Consider the following 20,783-nt stretch of genomic DNA (forward strand, 5'->3'; position numbering starts at 1 on the left):
CAGGCCGACCTTGTCAAGCGCCGCGCGCGTGCGGCTGGCGATTTCCTGGCGGCGGTAGCCCTGGATCAGCAGCGGCAGTGCGACGTTGTCGAACACCGGCCGGTCGAACAGCAGTTGATGGTCCTGGAAGATGATGCCGATGTTGCGCCGGTAGTAGGGGAGGCGCCGGCGTGACAGCCGGGCCAGGTTCTGGCCGTTGACCAGGGCCTGGCCGCGGCTGGGTTTCTCGATGCCTGCGATCAGCTTCAGCAGCGTGCTCTTGCCGGCGCCGGAATGGCCGGTGATGAAGGCGATCTCGCCCGCTTCCAGGGTGAAGCTGATGTCCTTCAGCGCGTCGCCGCCGCCATCGTAGCGCTTGCTGACGTGCTCGAAATGGATCATCTGTCGTCGCGGCTGAGCAGGGCGTCGACGAAGTCGGCGGCCACGAACGGGCGCAGGTCGTCGGCTGTCTCGCCCAGGCCCAGGTAGCGGATGGGCAGGCCGAGCTGGCTGGCGATGGCCAGCACCACGCCGCCCTTGGCGGTGCCGTCGAGCTTGCTCAGCACCAGGCCGCCGACGCCGATGGCCTCGTTGAACTGGCGCGCCTGGATGAGTGCGTTCTGGCCGTTGCCGGCGTCGAGCACCAGCAGCGTCTCGTGCGGCGCGGACGGGTCGAACTTGCCCATCACGCGACGGATCTTGCGCAGCTCGTCCATCAGGCCGGCCTGCGTGTGCAGGCGCCCGGAGGTGTCGGCGATCACCACCTCGGCGCCGCGGCTGCGCGCCGCCAGCAGGGCGTCGTAGATCACCGCCGCCGGGTCGGCGCCGGTGCCCTGTGCGATGACCGGTACGCCCAGGCGTTCGCCCCACACCTTGAGCTGTTCCACTGCCGCGGCGCGAAACGTGTCGCCGGCGGCCAGCACCACCTGCTTGCCGTCGGCCTGATAGCGCCGCGCCAGCTTGCCGATGGTGGTGGTCTTGCCGGCGCCGTTGACGCCGACCATGAGGATCACATGCGGTGTGGCGGTGTGCGGTACCGGCGGCGCCTCGCAGGGCGCCAGCAGGGCCTGCATGCGCGCCTTCAGTGCCGCCAGCACGGCCTCGCCGTCGGCCAGCTCGTGGCGCGCCAGGCGGGCATGCAGGTCGTCGACCAGCGTGGTGGTGGCCTCGACGCCGGCGTCGGCGCCCAGCAGCAGGTTTTCGATCTCGTCGATGGTCAGCGCGTCGATGGCGCGCCGGCCCAGCACCAGGTCGGCGATGCCGCCGCCCACGCGCTCGCGGGTACGCGCCAGGCCCTGCCGCAGGCGGGCGAAAAGACCGGGCCGGGATGTATCGGTCATGGAGGGTGCAACGGTACGGGAAACGTGAGGTCAAAGGCCGGGTCGACCTTGCGGCGGTATGCTAACACCGGCGTCGCAGACTGCTGTGGCGTCGCCATCGATCAGGAGCTTTCACGGTGATACGCATTCTCGGCGCCCTGTTGCTGGCGGCTGTGTCGCTGCGCCCGGCAGTGGCCACCCCCGACCCGGCAGACACGCACGAGCAGACCCTCGGCAACGGGCTCAAGGTGATCGTGCGCGAGGACCACCGCGCGCCGGTGGTGGTGACACAGGTCTGGTACAAGGTGGGCAGCAGCTACGAGCCCGGCGGCCTGACCGGTGCCTCGCACGTGCTCGAACACATGATGTTCAAGGGCACCGAGCGCCTGGCGCCGAATGAGTTCTCGCGCATCATCGCCGAGAACGGCGGCGAGGAGAACGCCTTCACCGGTACCGACTACACGGCGTATTTCCAGACGCTGGCCGCCGACCGTCTGGAGGTGAGCTTCCGCCTGGAAGCCGACCGCATGCGCAACCTGCGCCTGGACGGCGCCGAGTTCGCCAAGGAAATCGAGGTGGTCAAGGAAGAGCGCCGCCTGCGCACCGACGACAACCCGAAGGCCCTGCTGTACGAACAGTTCAACGCCGTCGCCTACCTGGCCCATCCGTACCGCAATCCGGTGATCGGCTGGGAGGACGACCTCGATACCTTGACCGTGGACGACCTCAAGACCTGGTACGCGCGCTGGTATCAGCCGGCCAACGCCACCGTGGTGGTGGTGGGCGACGTCGAACCGCAGAAGGTGTTTGCGCTGGCACGGCGTCATTTCGGCGGACTGTCCGGTGACCCGGTGCCGCCGCCGAAGCGTCAGATGGAACCGCCGCAGCGCGGCCAGCGGCGCCTGGAACTGAAAGCGCCGGCCGAGGTGCCGTATCTGCTGATGGGCTATCACGTGCCATCGGCCACCGCCGATGCCGAGGCGTGGGAGCCGTACGCGCTGGAGGTGCTGGCCGGCGTGCTGGACGGTGGCAACAGCGCCCGCCTGGCACGCGAGCTGCAGCGCGGCCAGGAAGTGGCGGCCAGCGTCGGTGCCGGCTACCGCGCCTTCCAGCGTGCGCCGGGCCTGTTTCTGTTAGAGGGCACGCCGGCGCGTGGCCACACGGTCGAGGAACTCGAAAAGGCCCTGCTCGAGCAGATCGGCACCCTGGCCCGCGAGCCGGTGAGTGCCGAGGAACTGGAGCGGGTCAAGGCGCAGGTGGTCGCGGCCGATGTGTTCCAGCGCGATTCGGTGTTCTACCAGGCCATGCGCATCGGGCTGCTGGAGACCATCGGCGGTGGTTGGCGCGTGGGCGAGGATTACGTGCGACGCATTCGTGCCGTCACCGCCGAGCAGGTGCAGCAGGTGGTGCTGCGCTACCTGGGCGAGGACAAGTTGACCGTGGGCGTGCTGCGCCCGCAGCCGGGCGCGCTGCCGCCGCGCCGTCCGGCGGTGATTCCGGGAGGACGTCATGACATCGGTGGTTGATCGCCCGCGGCGCGCGGCCGCGCGGTTCTGGATTGTCGGCCTGCTGGGCTGGCTGTTGAGCCAGCCGGCGAGCGCACTTGCGCCGATCCAGAGCTGGACCACCGACACGGGGGTACGGGTGCTGCTGGTCAGCACGCCGGATCTGCCGATCGTCGACGTGCGGGTGGTGTTCGACGCCGGCGCCGCCCGGGACGGTGACACCCCCGGCCTGGCGCGTTTCACCAGCGGGCTGCTGTTCGACGGTGCCGGCACGCTGGACGCGCAGGCGGTGGCCAGCGGCTTCGAGCGGCTGGGTGCGCAGTACGGCGCGTCTGCCGAGCGTGACATGGCGGTGGTGTCGCTGCGCTCGTTGGCCGACGAGCCACTGCTGGGGTCGGCGATCGACCTGCTGTCCACGGTGCTGACCGAGCCGCAGTTTCCGGAAGCGGCCGTGGCGCGCGGGCGCCGCCAGCTGCAGGTGGCGCTGGCGCAGGAGCGTGAACAGCCGGCCCAGATCGCCAGCCGCGCCTTCTATCAGGCGGCCTACCGCAGCCATCCGTATGCCAGCTGGCCCAATGGTGAGCCGGACGCACTGGCACTGTTGACGCGTGAGGCGGCGCAGCGCTTCCACGGCCGCTATTACGTGGCCCGCAACGCGGTGGTGGCGCTGGTCGGCGATCTGGACCGTGCCGCCGCGCAGGCGCTGGTGCAGCGCCTGATCGGCCAGCTGCCGGCCGGTGAGCCGGCTCCGGCGCTCGGCCCGGTGCTGCCGTTGGCAGACGGCGTCAGTGAACGCCTGCGCCATCCGTCGGCACAGACGCACATCGTGCTGGGCGGGCCGGTGCTCACGCGCGACGATCCGGACTACTTCCCGCTGGTGGTCGGCAACCACGTGCTCGGCGGTTCGGGGCTGGTGTCGCGGGTCAGCAACGTCATCCGCGAGCAGCGTGGCCTGGCCTACAGCGCCTACAGCTACTTCATGCCGATGCGCCAGGAAGGGCCGTTCGTCATGGGGCTGCAAACGCGCGGCGACCAGGCCGGCGAGGCAATCGCCCTGTTGCGCCAGACGCTGGATGAATTCATCGCCGAGGGTCCGAGCGACGAGGAACTCGAGGCCGCTCAGCGCAACCTGACGGGCGGTTTTCCGCTGCGCCTGGACAGCAATCGCGAGATCGTCGAATACCTGGCCATGATGGGTTTCTACCGCTTGCCGCTGGACTGGCTGGACCGCTACGTGGCGCGCGTGAGCGCCGTCACTGCGGAGCAGGTACAGGACGCCTTCGCGCGGCGCGTCGACCCCGAGCGGCTGGTGCTGATCCAGGTCGGTGGCGACCGGGCGGTCGGCGGTCAGTGAAGGTACATCGCAACGAGGTGCGCATCATCGCGGGACGCTGGCGCGGTCGGCGGCTGCGCTTTCCGGCCGATGCCGGCATCCGGCCGACGCCGGACCGGGTACGCGAGACGCTGTTCAACTGGCTGCAGGGCGTGATCGGCGGAGCGCGCTGTCTGGATCTGTTCGCCGGCAGTGGCGCGCTGGGCATCGAGGCCCTGTCGCGCGGCGCCGACAGTGTCGTGCTGGTCGAGCGCAATCCGCGGGTGGCGGGGTATCTGCGCGACACGCTGGCGTTGCTGGACACCGGCGCCGGCGAGGTGCAGCAGGCCGAGGCGACGGCGTTCCTGCGTCATGCCGGGCGGCGGTTCGACGTGGTGTTCCTGGACCCGCCGTTTCTTGAGGGTGCGCTGGCGCCACTGCTGGAGGCACTGGCGTGCAGTGACCAGCTGGCGCCCGGCGCGCTGGTGTACATCGAGCACGCGGCGCGTTTCAGTCCGCCGCCGTTGCCAGCAGGTTTCGAGGTGCGCCGCAGCAAGCGCGCCGGGGAGGTCGGCTATCATTTGCTGGCGTGGCGCGCCGCGGCCTGACGACAGGCCCGCGCCGGCCGACGGCATCGACAACAACACCGGTCTGGGGGGCTTATGGCGACCGTGGTTTATCCGGGATCGTTCGATCCCATCACCAACGGGCACGCCGATCTGATCGAGCGGGCGTCGCGCCTGTTCGGGGAGGTCATCGTCGGCATTGCCCGCAACGTGAGCAAACAGCCGCTGTTCACGCTGGAAGAACGCCTGGAGCTGGTCAGCACGGTGACCGGCGGATTGCCGAACGTGCGTGTGATGCCGATCGATGGCCTGCTGGTCGATTTCGTCGCGGCCCAGGGGGCGCAGGTCATTCTGCGCGGCCTGCGCGCGGTGTCCGACTTCGAGTACGAGTTCCAGCTCGCCACGATGAACCGGCACCTGCGCCCGCAGGTGGAAACCATTTTCCTGACGCCCGCCGAACAGCATGCCTTCATTTCGTCCAGTCTGGTCAAGGAAGTGGCCCGGTTCGGCGGCGATGTCTCGGTGTTCGTTCACCCGCGGGTGGGTGAGGCCTTGCGTCGGCAGATCGCGGCCGGTCGCTGAGTGGCCGCCGTGCGTCGCCGGGTGTTGGGCACGCTGCTGCTGTGCCTGGTCGGCGGGGGGGCGGCCGTGGCGGACGGACCGCCGGAACTGGCCACCATCGAACGGCGTCTGGTCGAAGTTCAGGCCGACCAGAGCCTGACCGAAAGCGACCGCGCCGCCATCGAGGCGCAGCTGAAGGCGGCGCAGCGGCATGTGCAAAGCGCCGCCGAGCTGCAGGCACAGCGCGAGTCCCTGTCGAAATCCGTCGCGCGGGCGCCGCAGCGCATTGCCTCGCTGCGCAGCGAGCGCGTCACGGCGCCCGCGGTACCCCCGGATGCCGATCTGGCCAGGCTGGAAACGGTGTTGTCCGAGACACAGACGGCACTGGAGGCGGCGCTGGCCGAGTACGACGCACACGAGCGGCGCGTGCAGAGTCTTGCCCAGGCGCCGCTCGAACTGCAGGCCGAGCTGGCACGCCTTCGCAATGCACTGGCCGGGATCGACGGCGGGCTATCGCGGGACAGCGCCAATGCGAGCGCGTTGGCGGACGCGATGCGTCTGGCGCAGGCCGCCCAGGCCGCGGACCTGCGGGCCCAGATCGCGCTGGCGCAGGAGCGGCTGCGTACCGTCCAGGTGCGGCGCGAGTTGGCGTTTGCGCAGCGCGATCAGGCCGAGCGGCGCATCGGTGTCCTGCAGGACCAGGTCGCCGCGCTGTCGGTACGCCTGGGGGAGCTGCGGCAAGACCGGGCGCGCCAGGAGTTGGCCGATGCCGAAGCCGTGCTGCGGGGCGCTGCCAGGGCACACCCGCTGGTTCGTGCCGCGGCGGCCGAGCAGGCGGCCCTGACCCGCGAGCTGGCGAAGGTGCTGCAGGCGGATGCCGAAAGCGGTCTCGTTATCGAGCAGGTGCGCACTCGGCAGATCGAAATCGAGAATCTGCATCGCACCACCGAGGCGCAGCTGGAACTGGCCGGCTTGAGTGCACCGCTGGCCCAGGCACTGCACGATCGTCGCCTGCGCCTGCCGCGTCCGAGCGACATTCAGCGCGAGATCGCCGCGCGCAGCCGCGAGATCAGTCAGGCACGGCTGCGCCAGCTGGAACTGGACGAGCGGCGACGCACGTTTGGCTTGCCGTTTCAGCAGGCGGCCGAGCGCGTGCGCGCGCTCGATCCGGCTCCAGCCCCCGATCAGCAGGAGCAGCTGCGCCAGCGCCTGGGCGGTCTGCTGCGCGCGCAGGCCAGCCTCATGGCGCGCCTGGATGATGCCTACGCGCGACGTATCGCGTTGCTGGGCCAGATCAGCGTGCACCAGCAGCAGGTGCTGCAGGTTGCGCAGGCGTACGTGAATCTGCTCGACAGCCGCCTGCTGTGGACTGCCGACCTGCCGCCGCTTGGGACGTCCGGCGTGGCGACCTGGCGTGCCGGCCTGGGCGAGCTGATGCGCCCGCCGGTGCGACTGCCGACTGCCGACCTGCAACAGGCGCCGCGCCAGCAGCCGCTGCTGGTGCTCGGCATGGTCCTGTCGGTGGTCCTGTTCGCGCTGCGCCGGCGCCTGCAGTGGCTGCAGGCGCGGGACGTGCAGCGTCTGGCCGACGTCAACCGCAACCGTGGCTGGGTGACGTTGCTGGCGATCGTCTACACCGCCCTGCGCGCGGCGCCATGGTCACTGTTGCTGTACTGCGCCGGGCAACTGTTTTCGGCGAGCGCGGCGCGGGGCGCGGTGACCGCGGCCGGCATCGCGGCGTCGCAGGTGGCACCGGCGGTGTTCGTGCTGGCCTTTCTGCAGGATCTGGCGCGCGGCGGCGGGGTGTTGGAGGCGCACTATCAGTGGCAGTCCCAGGCGCGACGGGCCTTGCGCCGGCACCTTGCGGTGCTGCGCCTGGTGGCGGTGCCGGCCAGCTTGCTGGTGATATATACCCAGGCCCTGGCGCAGACGGCGCTGCGCGGAACCGTGGGGCGCGCGGCGTTCGTGGTCGTGTCGCTGGCGCTTGCCAGCTTCGTGTGGCGATTGCTTCATCCCCAGCGCGGCGCGCTGGCCGGTTACCTGGCGCAGCGCCAGGACCGCCGCCTGTGGCGGCATCGGCGTGTCTGGCATGTGCTGTTCACGGTGTTGCCGCTGGCCCCGGCAGTCCTGGCGGCGCTGGGTTTCTACTACGCCGGCGTGCAGCTGCAGCTGCGACTGGTGTACACCGCGGTCAGTCTGCTGGCGATCCTGCTGGTGTACTACCTGATCCTGCGCACGGTCGCGCTGGCGCAGCGCCGCATCAGTCTCCGGCAGGCGCTGGCCCGACAAAGCGGCGACACGGACCCGGCGCGGACGGCCGGCGAGCTGGACATCGAGGACATCGACGACCAGGCGCGCAGTCTGCTTGGCTTCTGTTTCACCCTGGCGCTGGCCGGCATGCTGCTGTGGGTATGGTCGGACCTGTTGCCGGCGCTGCGGGCGCTGGAGCACGTGGTGCTGTGGCACTACGGCGGCGCAGACGGCAATGCCGGGACGGTGACGCTGCTGACCTTGCTGCTGGCGCTGGTGGGCACGGTGGTGACCGTGCTGGCGGCGCGCAATCTGCCGGGCGTGCTGGAGATCGCGGTGTTCCAGCGCACACAGATGGACGCCGGCGCGCGCTATGCGGCGCTCACCACTTCGCGCTACATCATCGTCACGGTCGGCGTGCTGGTGGTGGTCAACCTGCTGGGTCTGGAATGGTCGAAGGCGCAGTGGCTGGTGGCGGCGCTTGGCGTGGGTGTCGGCTTTGGCCTGCAGGAGATCATCGCCAACTTCATTTCGGGTCTGATCATTCTCGGCGAGCGGCCGTTTCGCGTCGGCGATACGGTGACCGTGGGCAACGTCAGCGGCAGCGTTTCGCGCATCCGAATTCGCGCCACAACGATCACGGACTTCGAACGCAAGGAGCTGATCGTTCCCAACAAGACCTTCATCACCGAGCAGTTCGTCAACTGGACGCTGTCCGATCAGATTCTGCGCGTGACGGTGAAGGTGGGCGTCGCGTATGGCAGCGACACCCAGCGGGTATGCGAGATCCTGGCCGCCGCCGCCAACGCCAACGCGCGGGTGAGCGCCGAGCCGGCGCCGCAGATCCTGTTCCTGGCGTTCGGGGAGAGCTCGCTGGACTTCGAGTTGCGTATCTACGTACGCCGGTTGGAAGACCGGTTGGCGGTGACGCACGAGCTGCACATGGCCATCGACCAGGCGCTGCGCGCCGCCGGTATCGAAATTCCGTTTCCGCAGCGCGACCTGCACCTGCGCAGCGTCGACGCCCGTGCCGGACAGGCCCTGGCCGGCGGCGCGCCGCCGGCCTGAGACCCGCTCAGTCGCCGCGCAGGCTGCGTGCCGGGGGGGTGGCGAGCACCCGCCGTGCGCCCAGCCGCCCGGCCAGCATCACCAGCGCGGTGACCAGCAGCCAGGCCGTCACCAGCGTCAGGCCGTCGGGGCGATAGGGAATGTCGAGGTAGCGGGCGCATACCAGCGCGCCGGCCGCCACCGCCACGGCGCTGCCCAGCACCGCCGCCACGCCGCCGAGCAGCGCGAAGCGCAGGTTGTAGACCGCGCCCAGCTGACGCCGGCTGGCGCCGAGCGTGCGCAGCACGGCCGCCTCGGTCAGCAGGCGCCCGCGTTCGGCCAGCACCGCGGCCAGCAGCACCGCCAGCCCGGCCAGCAGCGTGAAGCCGGCCAGAAAGCCGGTGGCGCGGGACAACTGTGCCACCAGGGCCTGCAAGGTGCCGGTCATGGCATCGAGGTCGATCACCGTCAGGTTGGGAAACTGCCGCACCAGATCGCGCAGCAGTGCCGAGGAGCGGGCCGGTTCGATCCGGTAGCTGGTGACGTAGGTGGCCGGCAGGTCGTCCAGGGCGCCCGGTGAGAACACCACGAAGAAATTGGTCCGCAGACTCTCCCAGTGCACCTCGCGCAGGCTGCTGACGGTGCCGGTGACCGATTGACCGCCGACCTCGAAGGTGAGGGTATCGCCCAGCCCGACGCCGAGGGTCTGGGCCCAGTCCTGTTCGAGTGAAATCTGCGGCGCGGCAGGGGTGTCGGTCCACCAGCGGCCGGCCACCAGGCGGTTGTCCGGATTGGGTGTGGCGCGCCAGGTGAGGTTGTTCTCGCGCTCCAGAAAGCGCCGGGCGCGTTCGTTGTCGGGCGCCACCGGCGGCTGGCCGTCGATGGCCAGCAGGCGCGCCCGCACCATCGGCCGCAGGTCGAAGTCGCGCGCGCCGCCGTCGGCCAGCAGGCGCTGCACGGCGGATGTCTGGTTCGGCTGCACGTCGATCAGGAAGCGGTTCGGCGCATCCGTCGGCACGCGCAGGCGCCACTGGCGCAGCAGGTCCGCTTCCACCAGTGCCGGCAGCAGCACCGCCAGCACACCGAAGCCCAGCGCGGCCACGGCGAGCACGGTATGCGCCGGTGCCCTGCCGAAGGCCGCGCTGGCGTAGCGCCAGGGAAACGGCCCGCGCCGTGCCAGCCGTCCGGCCAGGCGCGACAGCGCGCCCGCGCCACCGGCGAACAGCAGGCCGGCGCCGAGCAGGCCGGCCACGGCCAGTGCTCCGCGCGGCAGGCTGCCGCTGAGCGCCGCGTACACCGCCCCACAGCACAGCAGCGCCAGCGTGAGTCCGCCGGTTTGCGCCCGTGCCAGGCCGCGCGCGTTGCCGGCCTCGGTGGGTGCCCGCAGCACCACCACCGGTGGTGTGGTCCCCAGCCGCCACAGGGTGGGCGCGGACACGGCCAGTGCAATCAGCACCGCCAGGGTGACGGCCAGCGGCAGGTGGGCGTAACCGGCCGGCGGCAGGTCGGCCGGCACCAGCCCGGCCAGCAGCTGCGGCAGCAGGTGCTCGATGCCGGCCCCCAGCAGCGCGCCGAACAGGCCGCCCAGCAGGGCGATGGCGCCGACCAGGCCGACATAGGTCAGCAACACCAGGCGCCGGCTGGCACCCAGTGCCTTCAGCGTGGCGGCGGCCGGCAGGCGCCGGTCGGTGAGGTTGGCCGCCGCCAGCACCACGGCCGCCGCGGCCAGCACCACCCCCGCCAGCGCCACCAGGCGCAGGAAGTCGGCCGCCTGCCGTGTCAGGGTGCGCGTCTCGTCGAGGCCCTCGTCGGCGGTTTCCACCCGGGCGTAGTCCGGGACGGCGGCGGTCAGCGCCGTGGCCAGGCGCTCCGGGGTGTCGGGCGCATACAGCAGGCGACTGCGCAGGCGGCTTTGTGCCGAAACCAGCCGTGTCGATGGCAGGTCGGCCAGGTTCATGAGCACCCGCGGTCCGATGCTGAAGGCACCGGCCACCCGGTCCGGCTCGGCGGCGATGACGCCGGCCACGGTGAAGCGGGCGTAGCCCAGGTCCAGAGCCTGCCCGACGGCGATGCCGAGCTGGTCGAGCAGCACCGGCTCGACCCATACGCTGCCCGGCGGCGGCGCGCCGCGGGTGCCGAGATCGCGAATCAACAACTCACCGAGCAACGGGTAGGCGTCGTCGACCGCCTTGAGTTCGACCAGCCGCAGCCGCTCGCCGGCGGCCGCCATGGTGGGCAGTTCGAGCACGCTCAGGGCCGGTTTCAGTGTTGCCGGCAGCTGCGCCGCCAGCGGGCGCAGGTCGCGCTGCGCGGTGACGCGCACCGAGCCGCCCAGCAGCAGCGCGGCGCGTGCGTCGATGGCGGCCTGCACGCGCTGGGCAAAGCCGCTGACGCTGCCCAGCGCCGCCACCGCCACCGTGACCGCCAGCAGCATGGCCAGCAACAGCGGGTCCGGGCGACGCAGTTCGCCGCGCAGCAGGCGCGCCGCGGTGGTCAGCTCAGTCATCGGCATTCAGCCGTCCGCCACTGAGCGTCAGGCGCCGGTCGACGCGCGCGGCCAGGCTGTCGTCGTGCGTGACCACCACCAGCGTGGTGCCGGCGGCGCGGTTCAGGTCGAACATCAGCTCCAGGACGGCCTGCGCGCTGGTGCGGTCGAGGCTGCCGGTGGGCTCGTCGGCGAACAGCACCTGCGGGCGGCCGACGAAGGCGCGCGCCAGTGCGACGCGCTGCTGCTCGCCGCCGGACAGGGTCGGCGGGTAGTGATGCATGCGTTCGGCCAGGCCGACGCGCTCGAGCATGTCGCGGGCCCGTGGGCGGGCTTCCGGTTCGCCGCGCAGTTCCAGCGGCAGCGCCACGTTGTCGAGCGCGCTGAGGTTCTCCAGCAGCTGGAAGTTCTGGAACACGAAGCCGACCTGGGTGCGGCGCAGCGCGGCGCGGGCATCCTCGTCGAGTGCACTCAGTTCGGCGTCGCCCAGCCACACCCGCCCGGCGCTGGGCAGGTCGAGCCCGGCCAGCAGCGCCAGCAGGGTGGTCTTGCCGCTGCCCGACGGCCCGACGATGGCGCAGCGTTCACCGGCGCCGATGTCCAGGTCGATGGGTTGTAGTATGTCCAGCCTTCCCTGCGGCGAGGCGACCCATTTGGCCATCTCCCTGGTACGTATCACCTGTGCTGTGCTCCTGTTGCTGGCGGGCGCGGCGCGCGGCGCCTCGGTATTGCCGGACGGGTCCATCCTGGTGGTCGGCGACAGCCTGAGCGCCGGCTACGGCCTGCCGGCCGACCGCGCCTGGCCGGCGCAGCTGGCGGGGCGGTTGACCGAGCGTGGTCTGCCGTGGACGGTGGTCAATGCCGCCATCAGCGGCGACACCAGCGCCGGCGGCCGGGCTCGCCTGTCGGCACTGCTCGAACGCCACCGCCCGGCACTGGTGCTGATCGAACTGGGCGCCAACGACGCCCTGCGCGGGCAGCCGCTGAGCGCCACCGCCGGCAACCTGCGCGCCATGATCGACGCCGCGCGGGCCACGGGCGCCCGGGTTGGCCTCATCGGCATGCAGATCCCGCCGACTTCGGTCCGATCTACACGCGCCAGTTCCACACCATGTACCGGCGCCTGGCGGATGAGACCGATGTGCCGCTGCTGGAGTTCCTGCTCGAGCCGATCGCCGACGATCCGACGGCGTTCCTGGACGACGGGATTCACCCCAATGCCCAGGCCCAGGGGCCGATCGCCGATCATGTCGCGCGCTGGCTGAGCCGGGCCTTCGGTCTGCCGACACTGGCCGCGGACGGCTGACCCACGGCGCGCCGCGCTCAGCCGTTGGCGCCGGCCGGCGAGTCGGGCAGGGTGATGTTCAGTTCCAGGATGTCGCAGTCGCCCTGGTGGTCGACGTCGACCTTCACGGCGCTGTCGTCGACCGTTACGTAGCGGCGCACCACTTCCAGCAGGTCGCGCTGCAGGTTGGCGAAGTAGGGCGGCTGATTCTGTTCGCGCCGCTGGTGGGCGACCACGATCTGCAACCGTTCCTTCGCCATGGAGGCGCTGTTCTTGCGGCCGCTGCGCAGGAATTCGATGATCCTCATGCGCGTGCTCCGAACAGTCGCCGCAGCAGGCCGCGGTCTTCGTTGATGAAGCGAAGCGGCTTCTCCTCGCCCATGAAACGGGCCACCGTGTCGTTATAGGCCAGTGCGGCGTCGCTGGTCTGCTCCAGGATGACCGGCGTGCCGGCGTTGGACGCGGCCAGCACGGACGGGGATTCCGGCACCACGCCCAGCAGCGGGATGCCGAGGATGTCGCCGATGTCGTCCAGGCTGAGCATTTCACCCTTGCCGACGCGCTTGGGGGAGTAACGGGTCACCACCAGATGCTCGCGTACCCGCCGGCCCTGCTCGGCAGCGCGCGTCTTGCTGGACAGCAGTCCGAGGATGCGGTCGGAATCGCGCACCGAGGACACCTCGGGGTTGGTCACGACCAGCGCCTCGTCGGCGAAGTACATGGCCAGGTGCGCGCCTTTCTCGATGCCGGCCGGGGAGTCGCAGACGATGTAGTCGAACTCCTTGGACAGCTCGTCGAGTACCCGCTCGACGCCTTCGATGTTGAGGGCTTCCTTGTCGCGTGTCTGCGAGGCGGCCAGGATGGCCAGGCCATCGACCCGCTTGTCGCGGATCAGCGCTTGGTGCAGCTGCGCCTCGCCGTGGATGACGTTGACGAAGTCGTAGACCACGCGTCGCTCGACACCCATGATCAGGTCGAGGTTGCGCAGGCCGACGTCGAAGTCGATCAGCACGGTCTTGTGGCCGCGCAGCGCAAGACCGGTGCCGAAGGCGGCGCTGGTGGTGGTTTTGCCCACGCCGCCCTTGCCGGATGTGGTGACGATGATGCGTGCCAAGTGCGTAGTCCTCGTGTGAAGGGCAGTGCCGCCTACAGGGCGGCGGTGACCAGATCTTCGCCGTCCAGGTACACCTGCGACGGGCGGCCGTGCAGGCTGGGATCGATGTCCTCGGCCACCTGAAAACAGCCGGCCACGGCGATCAGCTCGGCTTCCAGGGCGCGGCAGTAGATGCGCGCCTGGGTGTTGCCGCGCAGGCCGGCCAGCGCCCGTCCGCGCAGCGGACCGTAGACATGGATGTGACCTTCCGCCAGTAGCTCGGCACCGGGGCTGACGCCGGCCAGGACGATCAGATCGCCGGGCGAGTAGACCTGTTGGCCCGATCGCACCGGTTCGGTGACCAGGCGCGTGGTGGGCGCCTGTGACTCGGGCGGCGTGTCGGACGCCGGCGGTGCGGTGTCGGCGGCCGGTGGCGGCGGGGGAGGCGGGTCGACCGGCAGGCGGCCGTCGCCCAGCACGCCCAGGCCGAGCGCCGCGGCCTGCGTCGCCATGGCCTCGCCGCCGCCGCGCACCGCCACCGGCACGAAGCCGTGACGCGCCACCAGAGCCTTCAGTTCGGGCAGGTCCAGCGGGGTGCCGGCCGGCAGGTCGGCCAGGTCGATCAGCAGCGGGGCGCGGTCGAACAGCGCCGGTGCTTGCGACACCCGTTGTTCCAGGCCGGCCTCGATGGCGGGCAAATCGGTATTCAGCGGCTTCAGGATGGACAGCGTCACAAGGCTGCCCTTGAGCCGGAACGAGGGGGTCTCGGCCATGCGTGTTCGAAGTAGTGGAAGGTGCCGCTCGTGGCGGCGACGCTACCTTAGCAGAGGGCGCCGGGCCCGCCTAGCCGGACATCGCTGCGGCGACCGTCGTCGGCCCGCTGGCCTCGCCCGGGGCGCGATTCAGTGCTGCAGGCGCGCCCGGCAGAATTCCAGCAGCGCCGCGGTGGAGGGGTCGTGGCGGGTGCGCTCGGCGCCGTCCAGTTCCTGCTCCAGTCGGCCGGCCAGGCGCTTGCCCAGCTCCACGCCGAACTGGTCGAAGGGGTTGATGCGCCACAGCACCCCGCTGGTGAACGTGCGGTGCTCGTGGCAGGCCAGCAGCGCCCCCAGCACGGCCGGCGTGAGCCGGGGCAGCACGAACAGGCTGCTGGGCCGGTTGCCGGGGCAGCGCGCGTGCGGGTTGTCCGGCGCCGGTGCGCCGCCGAGCAGGGCCTCGGCCTGGGCCAGGCACTGGGCGATCAGGCGCCGGCGGTGGCCGGGCAGGTCGGCGTCGTCGTGGGCGCAGATGACGAACTCCGCCGGGATGGTGGCCGGTCCCTGATGCAGCAACTGGTAGAAGGTGTGTTCGCCGTCGTTGCCGTTGCCGCCCCATACCACCGGGCAGCTGGGGTGGGGCAGCGGTCGGCCGTCGCGGTCGACCCCCTTGCCGTCGCTTTCCATGGCCAGTTGCTGGACATAGGTTGGCAGCAGGCGCAGGGACTGGTCGTAGGGCAGCAGGACGCGGCTGCCGAAGCCCCAGAAGCTGGCGTACCAGACGTCCAGCAGACCCAGCAGCAGGGGCAGGTTGGCCTGCGGCGGGGCGCTGCGGAAATGTGCGTCCATGGCGGCGGCGCCGGCCAGCAGTTCGGCGAAGCGGTCGGCGCCAAGGCCGATGGCCGCCGGCAGGCCAATGGCCGACCACAGCGAGTAGCGTCCGCCGACCCACTGCGGGAAGGTGACGATGGCGTCGTTGCGAAAGCCCAGCGCGCGGGCCTTGTCCGGGCTGGCGGTGATGGCGATGAAGTGCTGGTCCGCGGCGGCGCCGAGGTGCGATTCCATGAAGGCGCGCGCGGCAGCGAGGTTGCGCTGGGTCTCGGCGGTGCCGAAGCTCTTGGAAGAGACCAGGAACAATGTGCGCTGCGGGTCGCAGTCGGCCAGCAGGGCGCGCAGCGGCTGCGGGTCAACGTTGGAGATGAAGTCGATGCGAAGGTCCGGCGTGACGTGGGGCTGCAGCGCCTCGAGTGCCAGTGCCGGCCCCCAGAACGACCCTCCGATGCCGAGGTTGACCACCCGCTCGAACGGCTGGCCGCCGCTGGCGCGGCGCTGGCCGCTGCGGATCGCCTCGGCCAGGTCGGCCACCTGGCGCTGCATGGCGGCAACGGCCGGCTTGATGTCCTGGCCGTCGACCGTCAGGGGCGTGGGGTCGACGTCGCGCAGCGCGGTGTGCAGTGCCGGCCGGCCCTCGCTGGCATTGATCGGCGCGCCGGCGAACAGCGCCTCGCGCCAGCGCGGCAGGTCGGCCGCCTGCGCCAGGCGCAGCAGGGCCTCGAGGGCGGCGTCGTCGAGCAGGTGCTTGGACAGGTCCACGTGCAGTTCGGCCACGTCCAGCGTGTAGCGGGTGACCCGCTGCGGGTCGGCGGCAAACAGGTCGGTCATGCGGCAGTCCGCCAGGCGTGACTGGGCGGTGGCGACCGCCTGCCAGGCGGCGGTGAACTCGGGTTGCGTCATGAAAGCTCCCTATCGGATGCGGTGTGTGCGGCCCCGGCCGGTGCACTGTCCGTCGTATACCGCAGCGCGTTGACCGGTCCGTGTCGGCTCGGTCGCGGGGCGACCGGCGCGGCGCTAGGCGACCGCCTGCGCGATGCCGGCGCAGGCGACCTGCGCCATCAGGCGTATTTCGTCCTCGCTGATCACGTATGGCGGCATGAAATACACCACGTTGCCCAGCGGGCGCAGCAACACGCCGTTTTGCAGGGCGTGCTGGTACACGCGCAGGCCGCGCCGTTCCTGCCACGGATACGCGCGGCGGCTGGCCTTGTCCTGCACCAGTTCAATGGCAAGGATCATGCCGGTCTGGCGCACCTCCGCCACGTGCGGGTGGTCCTGCAGGTGGGCGGTTTCGCGGGCCATGGCGGCCGCCAGCGCCTGGTTGCGCTGGAGCACGGGCTCCTCGGCGAAGATGTCCAGCGTCGCCAGGGCCGCGGCACAGCCGAGCGGGTTGCCGCTGTAGCTGTGCGAGTGCAGGAACGCACGCTGACTGGCGTAGTCGGCATAGAAGGCCTGGTACACGGTGTCCGTGGTGAGGACCGCCGCCAGCGGCAGGTAGCCGCCGGTGAGACCCTTGGACAGGCACAGGAAGTCGGGCGCAATGCCGGCCTGCTCGCAGGCGAACAGGGTGCCGGTGCGGCCGAAGCCGACGGCGATTTCGTCGGCGATCAGGTGCACCTGGTAGCGGTCGCACAGGGCACGCAGGCCCTTCAGGTAGTCCGCGTGATACATGCGCATGCCGCCGGCGCACTGCACCAGTGGTTCCACGATGACCGCGCACACCTCGTCGGCGTGGCGCTCGAGCAGCGCCTGCATGTCGTCCAGGCGCCGGCGTGCCACGTCGGCCCAGCTTTCGCCGGAGGACCGTTCGTAGGCGTCGGGCGACGGGGCGGTCAGCGGCGCCTGCAGCAGTTCCACGTAGGGGTCGCGGTACAGCCCGACATCGCCGACGCCGAGCGCCCCGAGGGTCTCGCCGTGGTAGGCGCCGGTGAGGTTGACGACGCGTCGCTTGCCGCGGATGCCGACGTTGCGCCAGTAGTGGAAGCTCATCTTGATGGCGACTTCAACCGCCGACGAGCCGTTGTCCGCCAGGAAGCAGCGCACCAGGGACGGCGGCGTCAGATTGACCAGTCGTTCCGCCAGGCGCAGCGCGGGCGCGTGCGAGAAGCCGCCGAAGATGACGTGCTCGAGCTCGCCGGCCTGCCGGGCGAGCGCCGACGAGATGCGCGGGTTGGCGTGCCCGAACAGGTTCACCCACCAGGAGCTGACGGCGTCCAGGTAGCGCTGGCCGTCGTAATCCTCCAGCCAGACGCCGCTGCCACGGCGGATCGGCACCAGCGGCAGCCACTCGTGATCCTGCATTTGCGTGCACGGATGCCAAAGGACGGCCAGGTCGCGTGCCACGAAGTCGGCGTTGTTCATGGTCGGCAATTGTAAGGAGCGCGGGGCGGCGCGGGCAGGGTGGGGGGGCGAAGGCCTCGCCACATGTTGCTAGACTGGCCCCATCCCCCCCAGCCACAGTGCGGAGTGCACCATGAACATTGCCGACGACTGCGTCGTGACCCTTGCCTATACCCTGCGCGACGATGCCGGCGAGGTGCTTGACAGTGCCACCGCGGCCGAGCCGTTCGCCTACCTGCACGGACGCCGCGGCGTGATCGCCGGGCTCGAGCGCGAACTGACCGGGCACGCCAGCGGTGACAAGCTCGACGTTTCCCTGGCGCCTGAGGACGCCTACGGTGAACACAATCCGGCGCGTGTGCAGGTGGTGCCGCGTGACCGTTTTCCGTCGGACATCGAGATTGCCCCGGGCATGATGTTCCAGGCCAGTGACGAGCACGGCGGGCGCCTGGCGGTGCGCGTCACCGAGGTCGAGGACGACGGCGTGACGGTCGACGCGAACCATCCGCTGGCCGGTCAGACGCTGCATTTCGCGGTCGAGGTGCTCGACGTTCGGCAGGCGACCGCCGAGGAACTCACGCACGGCCACGTGCACGGTGCCGGCGGCCACCAGCACTGAGGCCACTGCCTTTTCTGCGTTACCCGGCGGTTTGCCTGGCCGCCGGGTTGTTGTGGTTGCTGCCGGCGTCGGTGCCTGCCGGAGCCGTCAGCGACGCGTTGGCACAGGCGCTGGCCGACGGGCACACCGTCGCTGGCGAACAGTTGTTCGCGCCGGAGGGCCTGAGGGCCTTGTACGGGCCGCGCGACCACCGGCCGCTGTGGTCGGGCGACCGGCTGGATGCGGCGCGAAAGGTGCTGGCCGACGCTGACACGCACGGCCTGAATCCGGCCGACTACCACCTGGCGGCCATCGATGCGATGCGTGACGATCGCTCGCCGGGCGCCCGCGCGGCGAGCGATCTGTTGCTCAGCGACGGCCTGTTGTTGCTGGGATCGCATCTGCGTGCCGGCAAGGTCGAGGCCGGCGGGGTTCGGCCGCGCCGGCAACCGCGGCTGGCCGATGCCGATTTGCCGTCACGTCTGGCCTTCGCGCGCGATCCGGTGGATTTCGCGGCCGAGCTGACCTCCAGCCTGGCCGGTTACCGGCGCCTGCGTCATGCGCTCGATCATTATCGGCAGCTCGCGGCGTCCGATGGCTGGCCGCGTGTGCCCGATGGGCCGATCCTGCGTGTGGGAGACGGGTCGGCGGCGGTACCGCCGCTGCGCCAGCGACTGCAGCGCGAGGGGGTGGAGCCGGTGGCGGACATCGGCTCCGAGCGGTTCGATGCCGAGCTGGAGGATGCGGTGCGCCGCTTCCAGGCACGTCATGGCCTTCAGGTGGACGGCGCCGTGGGGCCCCGAACCCGCGCCGCGCTGAATGTCTCTGCGGCACAGCGGGCCGAGCAGCTGGTCGCCAACCTGGAACGGCGTCGTTGGCTGGGGGAGGCGCCTGGCCGGCGTCAGGTGCGGGTCAATGCCGCGGCCTTCACGCTGGATGCCATCGAGGGCGACGCCGTGGCCTTGCACATGCGGGTGGTGGTCGGGCGTCCGTACCGGCCGACGCCGGAATTCTCGGATCGCATCCGCTACCTGGTGCTGAATCCGTACTGGGAGGTGCCCCCGCGGCTTGCGGCGCAGGACAAGCTGCCGGAGATCAAGCGCGACCCCGGTTATCTGGCGGCCGAGCACCTGCGGGTGCTGACCGGTTGGGGGGCGGACGCGCGCGAACTGGATCCGGCACAGATCGACTGGCAGCGCCTGCGCGGGCACGTGCCCTACCGGCTGCGCCAGGATCCGGGACCCTGGAACGCGCTCGGCCGCATCAAGTTCATGTTCCCGAACGGCCACGATGTGTACCTGCATGACACGCCGTCACGCGGACTGTTTGCTCACGCCGAGCGCGGCTTCAGTTCCGGCTGTATTCGTGTCGAGCAGGCGCTGGCGTTGGCCGAATGGTTGTTGCAGGATGACCCGCGCTGGACGCAGGCGGCCCTGCGCGAGGCTATCGACTCCGGCCGCACGCGTACGATCAACCTGCGCACGCCGGTCCCGGTGCACCTGCTGTACTGGACCGCCTGGGTCGACAGTGACGGCCGGGCGCACTTTCGCCGCGACCTGTACACGCGCGATGCCGCGCTGGCGGAAGCGTTGACCACACCCATGCAGACGCGTTGATGATGTTTCGCTTGATACCGTTGCTGCGCCGCCTGCCGGCGGCCGTGCTGGCGCTGGTGGCCATGCCGTTTCTCGCGCCCGTGACCGCCGCCCCGTTGCACCTGGCCATGCTGACGCCCGCCAGTGCCGGCCGTTCGGGCGATGTCGGCTTTACCGTGGCGTGGGCCGGTGAGCGTTCGCGCCTGCCGCTGAATCCGCTGCTGGCACGGCCCGGAGAGGCACTGGAACTGCGCGTGGTCGATGGCGCCGGCGCGCATTTTGCGCTGGACGCCGGTGCCGGCACGGTGCAACGGCTGGCGTCACAGCACTGGCGCTGGACGGCGCCTGGCAAGCCCGGTGGCTACACGCTGGAGATTCGCCGCGGCGACGGGGCGGCCATGCGTTTCACGGCGCTGGTGGCCATGCCGCGTCAGGCGCTGCGTGGCGGCGCGCTGAACGGGTATCTGATCGGCGACTACCCGCAGCACCCGGGCAGGCTGGCGGTGTATCAGCCGCCACGCGACTTCGTCGAGATCAACGAACGCACGGCGGACCTGCCGTTGACGCCGAGCCTGACGCTCGGCCAGTTCGTGTGCAAGCAAAAGGCGCGGGGACCGCGCTACGTGGCGCTGCGCGAGCGCTTGCCGTTGGCGCTGGAGGCGGCGCTGGAGCGCTTCGCCCGCGCCGGCATCGCCGCCAGCGGGCTGACCGTGATGAGCGGTTTCCGCACGCCGCACTACAACCGCCGTCTGGGCAGCTCGCGCTTCAGCCGTCACCAATGGGGCGATGCCGCTGACGTGTTCATCGACGAGGACGGTGACGGCGTCATGGACGACCTGGACGGCAACGGCCGGCACGACCGCGGCGACGCCGAGCTGCTGGTCCAGATACTGGAGGCGGCGCAGGCGGACCCGCAGTGGCAGCGCTTCACCGGCGGCCTGTCAGCCTATTCGCCGAACGCCTACCACGGCGCGTTCGTGCACCTCGACACGCGCGGTTTCAAGGCGCGCTGGTAGGGGCGTCGACGCCGTTGGATCCGCTGCGCGCGAAGTGTTCGCGCGCGAAGGCCACCCGCTCGGCGACGCTGGCATCGTCGCGACCGAGTGTGTCCACCGTCGCCAGACGCGGCAGCAGGCCGCTCTGGTTGGCGATCTGGATGTTGAGCCCGGGGCGCGCGTTCATCTCCAGCATCATGGGCCAGAATTCGCGATCCAGCACGAAGTCGACACCCAGGTAACCCAGGCCGCTGATGTCGTAGCAGC

At 70.7% G+C, this 20,783-nt stretch carries 19 protein-coding genes; 9 read left to right on the forward strand and 10 right to left on the reverse strand.

The features are described 5' to 3' along the window. On the reverse strand, nucleotides 1–381 hold a 381-nt coding region (locus ABYX71_RS04100; protein ID WP_372695189.1), incomplete at its 3' end, for a cell division ATP-binding protein FtsE. Next, nucleotides 378–1,319 carry a signal recognition particle-docking protein FtsY gene (ftsY, locus tag ABYX71_RS04105; RefSeq protein WP_372695191.1) on the reverse strand — a complete coding sequence of 314 codons (942 nt, stop codon included), beginning with the start codon at nucleotides 1,317–1,319 and terminating at the stop codon, nucleotides 378–380. The genes ABYX71_RS04100 and ftsY, both read right to left, overlap by 4 nt. Nucleotides 1,320–1,435: 116 nt before the next feature. On the opposite strand from ftsY, the gene ABYX71_RS04110 reads away from it, so the two are divergent. Genes ABYX71_RS04110 through ABYX71_RS04130 form a run of 5 tightly spaced genes read left to right on the forward strand, consistent with a single transcriptional unit; the run spans nucleotide 1,436 to nucleotide 8,560 of the window. Continuing rightward, nucleotides 1,436–2,824 (forward strand): M16 family metallopeptidase, encoded by a 1,389-nt coding sequence (locus ABYX71_RS04110; protein WP_372695193.1) that lies wholly within the window; start codon nucleotides 1,436–1,438, stop codon nucleotides 2,822–2,824. Next, the gene (locus tag ABYX71_RS04115) at nucleotides 2,808–4,157 is read left to right on the forward strand and encodes a M16 family metallopeptidase (RefSeq protein WP_372695195.1); all 1,350 of its coding nucleotides are present in this window, start codon (nucleotides 2,808–2,810) and stop codon (nucleotides 4,155–4,157) included. The genes ABYX71_RS04110 and ABYX71_RS04115 overlap by 17 nt, the downstream gene beginning before the upstream one ends. Further along, nucleotides 4,154–4,723: a 16S rRNA (guanine(966)-N(2))-methyltransferase RsmD gene (rsmD, locus tag ABYX71_RS04120; protein WP_372695196.1), complete on the forward strand. Its 570-nt coding sequence runs from the start codon at nucleotides 4,154–4,156 to the stop codon at nucleotides 4,721–4,723. Before ABYX71_RS04115 ends, rsmD begins: the two co-directional genes overlap by 4 nt. 54 nt (nucleotides 4,724–4,777) lie before the next feature. Then, the gene (gene coaD / locus ABYX71_RS04125; protein WP_372695198.1) at nucleotides 4,778–5,263 is read left to right on the forward strand and encodes a pantetheine-phosphate adenylyltransferase; all 486 of its coding nucleotides are present in this window, start codon (nucleotides 4,778–4,780) and stop codon (nucleotides 5,261–5,263) included. Further along, a complete protein-coding gene (locus ABYX71_RS04130) occupies nucleotides 5,264–8,560 on the forward strand; it encodes a mechanosensitive ion channel domain-containing protein (RefSeq protein WP_372695201.1) in 3,297 nt (1,098 codons plus the stop codon). 7 nt (nucleotides 8,561–8,567) lie between these two features. Here the strand turns inward: ABYX71_RS04130 and ABYX71_RS04135 are convergent, their stop codons facing one another. After that, the gene (locus ABYX71_RS04135; RefSeq protein ID WP_372695203.1) at nucleotides 8,568–11,045 is read right to left on the reverse strand and encodes an ABC transporter permease; all 2,478 of its coding nucleotides are present in this window, start codon (nucleotides 11,043–11,045) and stop codon (nucleotides 8,568–8,570) included. After that, nucleotides 11,038–11,685: an ABC transporter ATP-binding protein gene (locus tag ABYX71_RS04140; protein WP_372695204.1), complete on the reverse strand. Its 648-nt coding sequence runs from the start codon at nucleotides 11,683–11,685 to the stop codon at nucleotides 11,038–11,040. The genes ABYX71_RS04135 and ABYX71_RS04140 overlap by 8 nt, the downstream gene beginning before the upstream one ends. Here ABYX71_RS04140 and ABYX71_RS04145 point away from each other — a divergent pair. Further along, on the forward strand, nucleotides 11,678–12,289 hold the full coding sequence (locus tag ABYX71_RS04145) for an arylesterase (RefSeq protein ID WP_372695205.1): 612 nt from the start codon (nucleotides 11,678–11,680) through the stop codon (nucleotides 12,287–12,289). The two genes, ABYX71_RS04140 and ABYX71_RS04145, sit on opposite strands and share 8 nt — an antisense overlap. 58 nt (nucleotides 12,290–12,347) lie before the next feature. Here the strand turns inward: ABYX71_RS04145 and minE are convergent, their stop codons facing one another. The 5 genes from minE to ABYX71_RS04170 all read right to left on the reverse strand — a co-directional run bounded on the left by minE (nucleotide 12,348) and on the right by ABYX71_RS04170 (nucleotide 17,349). Further along, on the reverse strand, nucleotides 12,348–12,617 hold the full coding sequence (gene minE, locus ABYX71_RS04150; protein ID WP_372695207.1) for a cell division topological specificity factor MinE: 270 nt from the start codon (nucleotides 12,615–12,617) through the stop codon (nucleotides 12,348–12,350). After that, the gene (minD, locus tag ABYX71_RS04155) at nucleotides 12,614–13,423 is read right to left on the reverse strand and encodes a septum site-determining protein MinD (RefSeq protein ID WP_372695208.1); all 810 of its coding nucleotides are present in this window, start codon (nucleotides 13,421–13,423) and stop codon (nucleotides 12,614–12,616) included. The genes minE and minD overlap by 4 nt, the downstream gene beginning before the upstream one ends. Nucleotides 13,424–13,455: 32 nt before the next feature. Next, on the reverse strand, nucleotides 13,456–14,175 hold the full coding sequence (minC, locus tag ABYX71_RS04160) for a septum site-determining protein MinC (RefSeq protein ID WP_372695210.1): 720 nt from the start codon (nucleotides 14,173–14,175) through the stop codon (nucleotides 13,456–13,458). A 129-nt stretch (nucleotides 14,176–14,304) separates the two neighbouring features. Further along, nucleotides 14,305–15,888: a glucose-6-phosphate isomerase gene (gene pgi / locus ABYX71_RS04165; RefSeq protein ID WP_372695212.1), complete on the reverse strand. Its 1,584-nt coding sequence runs from the start codon at nucleotides 15,886–15,888 to the stop codon at nucleotides 14,305–14,307. Nucleotides 15,889–16,002: 114 nt separating this feature from the next. Continuing rightward, the gene (locus tag ABYX71_RS04170; protein WP_372695214.1) at nucleotides 16,003–17,349 is read right to left on the reverse strand and encodes an adenosylmethionine--8-amino-7-oxononanoate transaminase; all 1,347 of its coding nucleotides are present in this window, start codon (nucleotides 17,347–17,349) and stop codon (nucleotides 16,003–16,005) included. A gap of 112 nt (nucleotides 17,350–17,461) precedes the next feature. Here ABYX71_RS04170 and ABYX71_RS04175 point away from each other — a divergent pair, with 112 nt between their 5' ends. From ABYX71_RS04175 to ABYX71_RS04185, 3 genes are all read left to right on the forward strand, one after another. Next, nucleotides 17,462–17,947, forward strand: a complete 486-nt coding sequence (locus tag ABYX71_RS04175; RefSeq protein WP_372695216.1) for a peptidylprolyl isomerase — start codon at nucleotides 17,462–17,464, stop codon at nucleotides 17,945–17,947. A 71-nt stretch (nucleotides 17,948–18,018) separates the two neighbouring features. Next, nucleotides 18,019–19,542 (forward strand): murein L,D-transpeptidase, encoded by a 1,524-nt coding sequence (locus ABYX71_RS04180; protein ID WP_372695218.1) that lies wholly within the window; start codon nucleotides 18,019–18,021, stop codon nucleotides 19,540–19,542. Beyond that, nucleotides 19,542–20,537, forward strand: a complete 996-nt coding sequence (locus ABYX71_RS04185) for a D-Ala-D-Ala carboxypeptidase family metallohydrolase (RefSeq protein ID WP_372695219.1) — start codon at nucleotides 19,542–19,544, stop codon at nucleotides 20,535–20,537. The genes ABYX71_RS04180 and ABYX71_RS04185 overlap by 1 nt, the downstream gene beginning before the upstream one ends. Here the strand turns inward: ABYX71_RS04185 and ABYX71_RS04190 are convergent. Next, on the reverse strand, nucleotides 20,521–20,783 hold a 263-nt coding region (locus ABYX71_RS04190), incomplete at its 5' end, for a sugar-transfer associated ATP-grasp domain-containing protein (protein ID WP_372695220.1). The genes ABYX71_RS04185 and ABYX71_RS04190 overlap by 17 nt on opposite strands.

The sequence above is a fragment of the Immundisolibacter sp. genome (genome assembly GCF_041625615.1).
Classification (GTDB): domain Bacteria; phylum Pseudomonadota; class Gammaproteobacteria; order Immundisolibacterales; family Immundisolibacteraceae; genus Immundisolibacter.

Excerpts from the sequence above, each read along its gene's own strand:
- ftsY (WP_372695191.1), bottom strand. The coding sequence starts at position 1,319 with ATGACCGATACATCCCGGCCCGGTCTTTTCGCCCGCCTGCGGCAGGGC.
- ABYX71_RS04115 (WP_372695195.1), top strand. The coding sequence starts at position 2,808 with ATGACATCGGTGGTTGATCGCCCGCGGCGCGCGGCCGCGCGGTTCTGG.
- coaD (WP_372695198.1), top strand. The coding sequence starts at position 4,778 with ATGGCGACCGTGGTTTATCCGGGATCGTTCGATCCCATCACCAACGGG.
- ABYX71_RS04135 (WP_372695203.1), bottom strand. The coding sequence starts at position 11,045 with ATGACTGAGCTGACCACCGCGGCGCGCCTGCTGCGCGGCGAACTGCGT.
- ABYX71_RS04140 (WP_372695204.1), bottom strand. The coding sequence starts at position 11,685 with ATGGCCAAATGGGTCGCCTCGCCGCAGGGAAGGCTGGACATACTACAA.
- minE (WP_372695207.1), bottom strand. The coding sequence starts at position 12,617 with ATGAGGATCATCGAATTCCTGCGCAGCGGCCGCAAGAACAGCGCCTCC.
- minC (WP_372695210.1), bottom strand. The coding sequence starts at position 14,175 with ATGGCCGAGACCCCCTCGTTCCGGCTCAAGGGCAGCCTTGTGACGCTG.
- pgi (WP_372695212.1), bottom strand. The coding sequence starts at position 15,888 with ATGACGCAACCCGAGTTCACCGCCGCCTGGCAGGCGGTCGCCACCGCC.
- ABYX71_RS04170 (WP_372695214.1), bottom strand. The coding sequence starts at position 17,349 with ATGAACAACGCCGACTTCGTGGCACGCGACCTGGCCGTCCTTTGGCAT.
- ABYX71_RS04175 (WP_372695216.1), top strand. The coding sequence starts at position 17,462 with ATGAACATTGCCGACGACTGCGTCGTGACCCTTGCCTATACCCTGCGC.
- ABYX71_RS04185 (WP_372695219.1), top strand. The coding sequence starts at position 19,542 with ATGATGTTTCGCTTGATACCGTTGCTGCGCCGCCTGCCGGCGGCCGTG.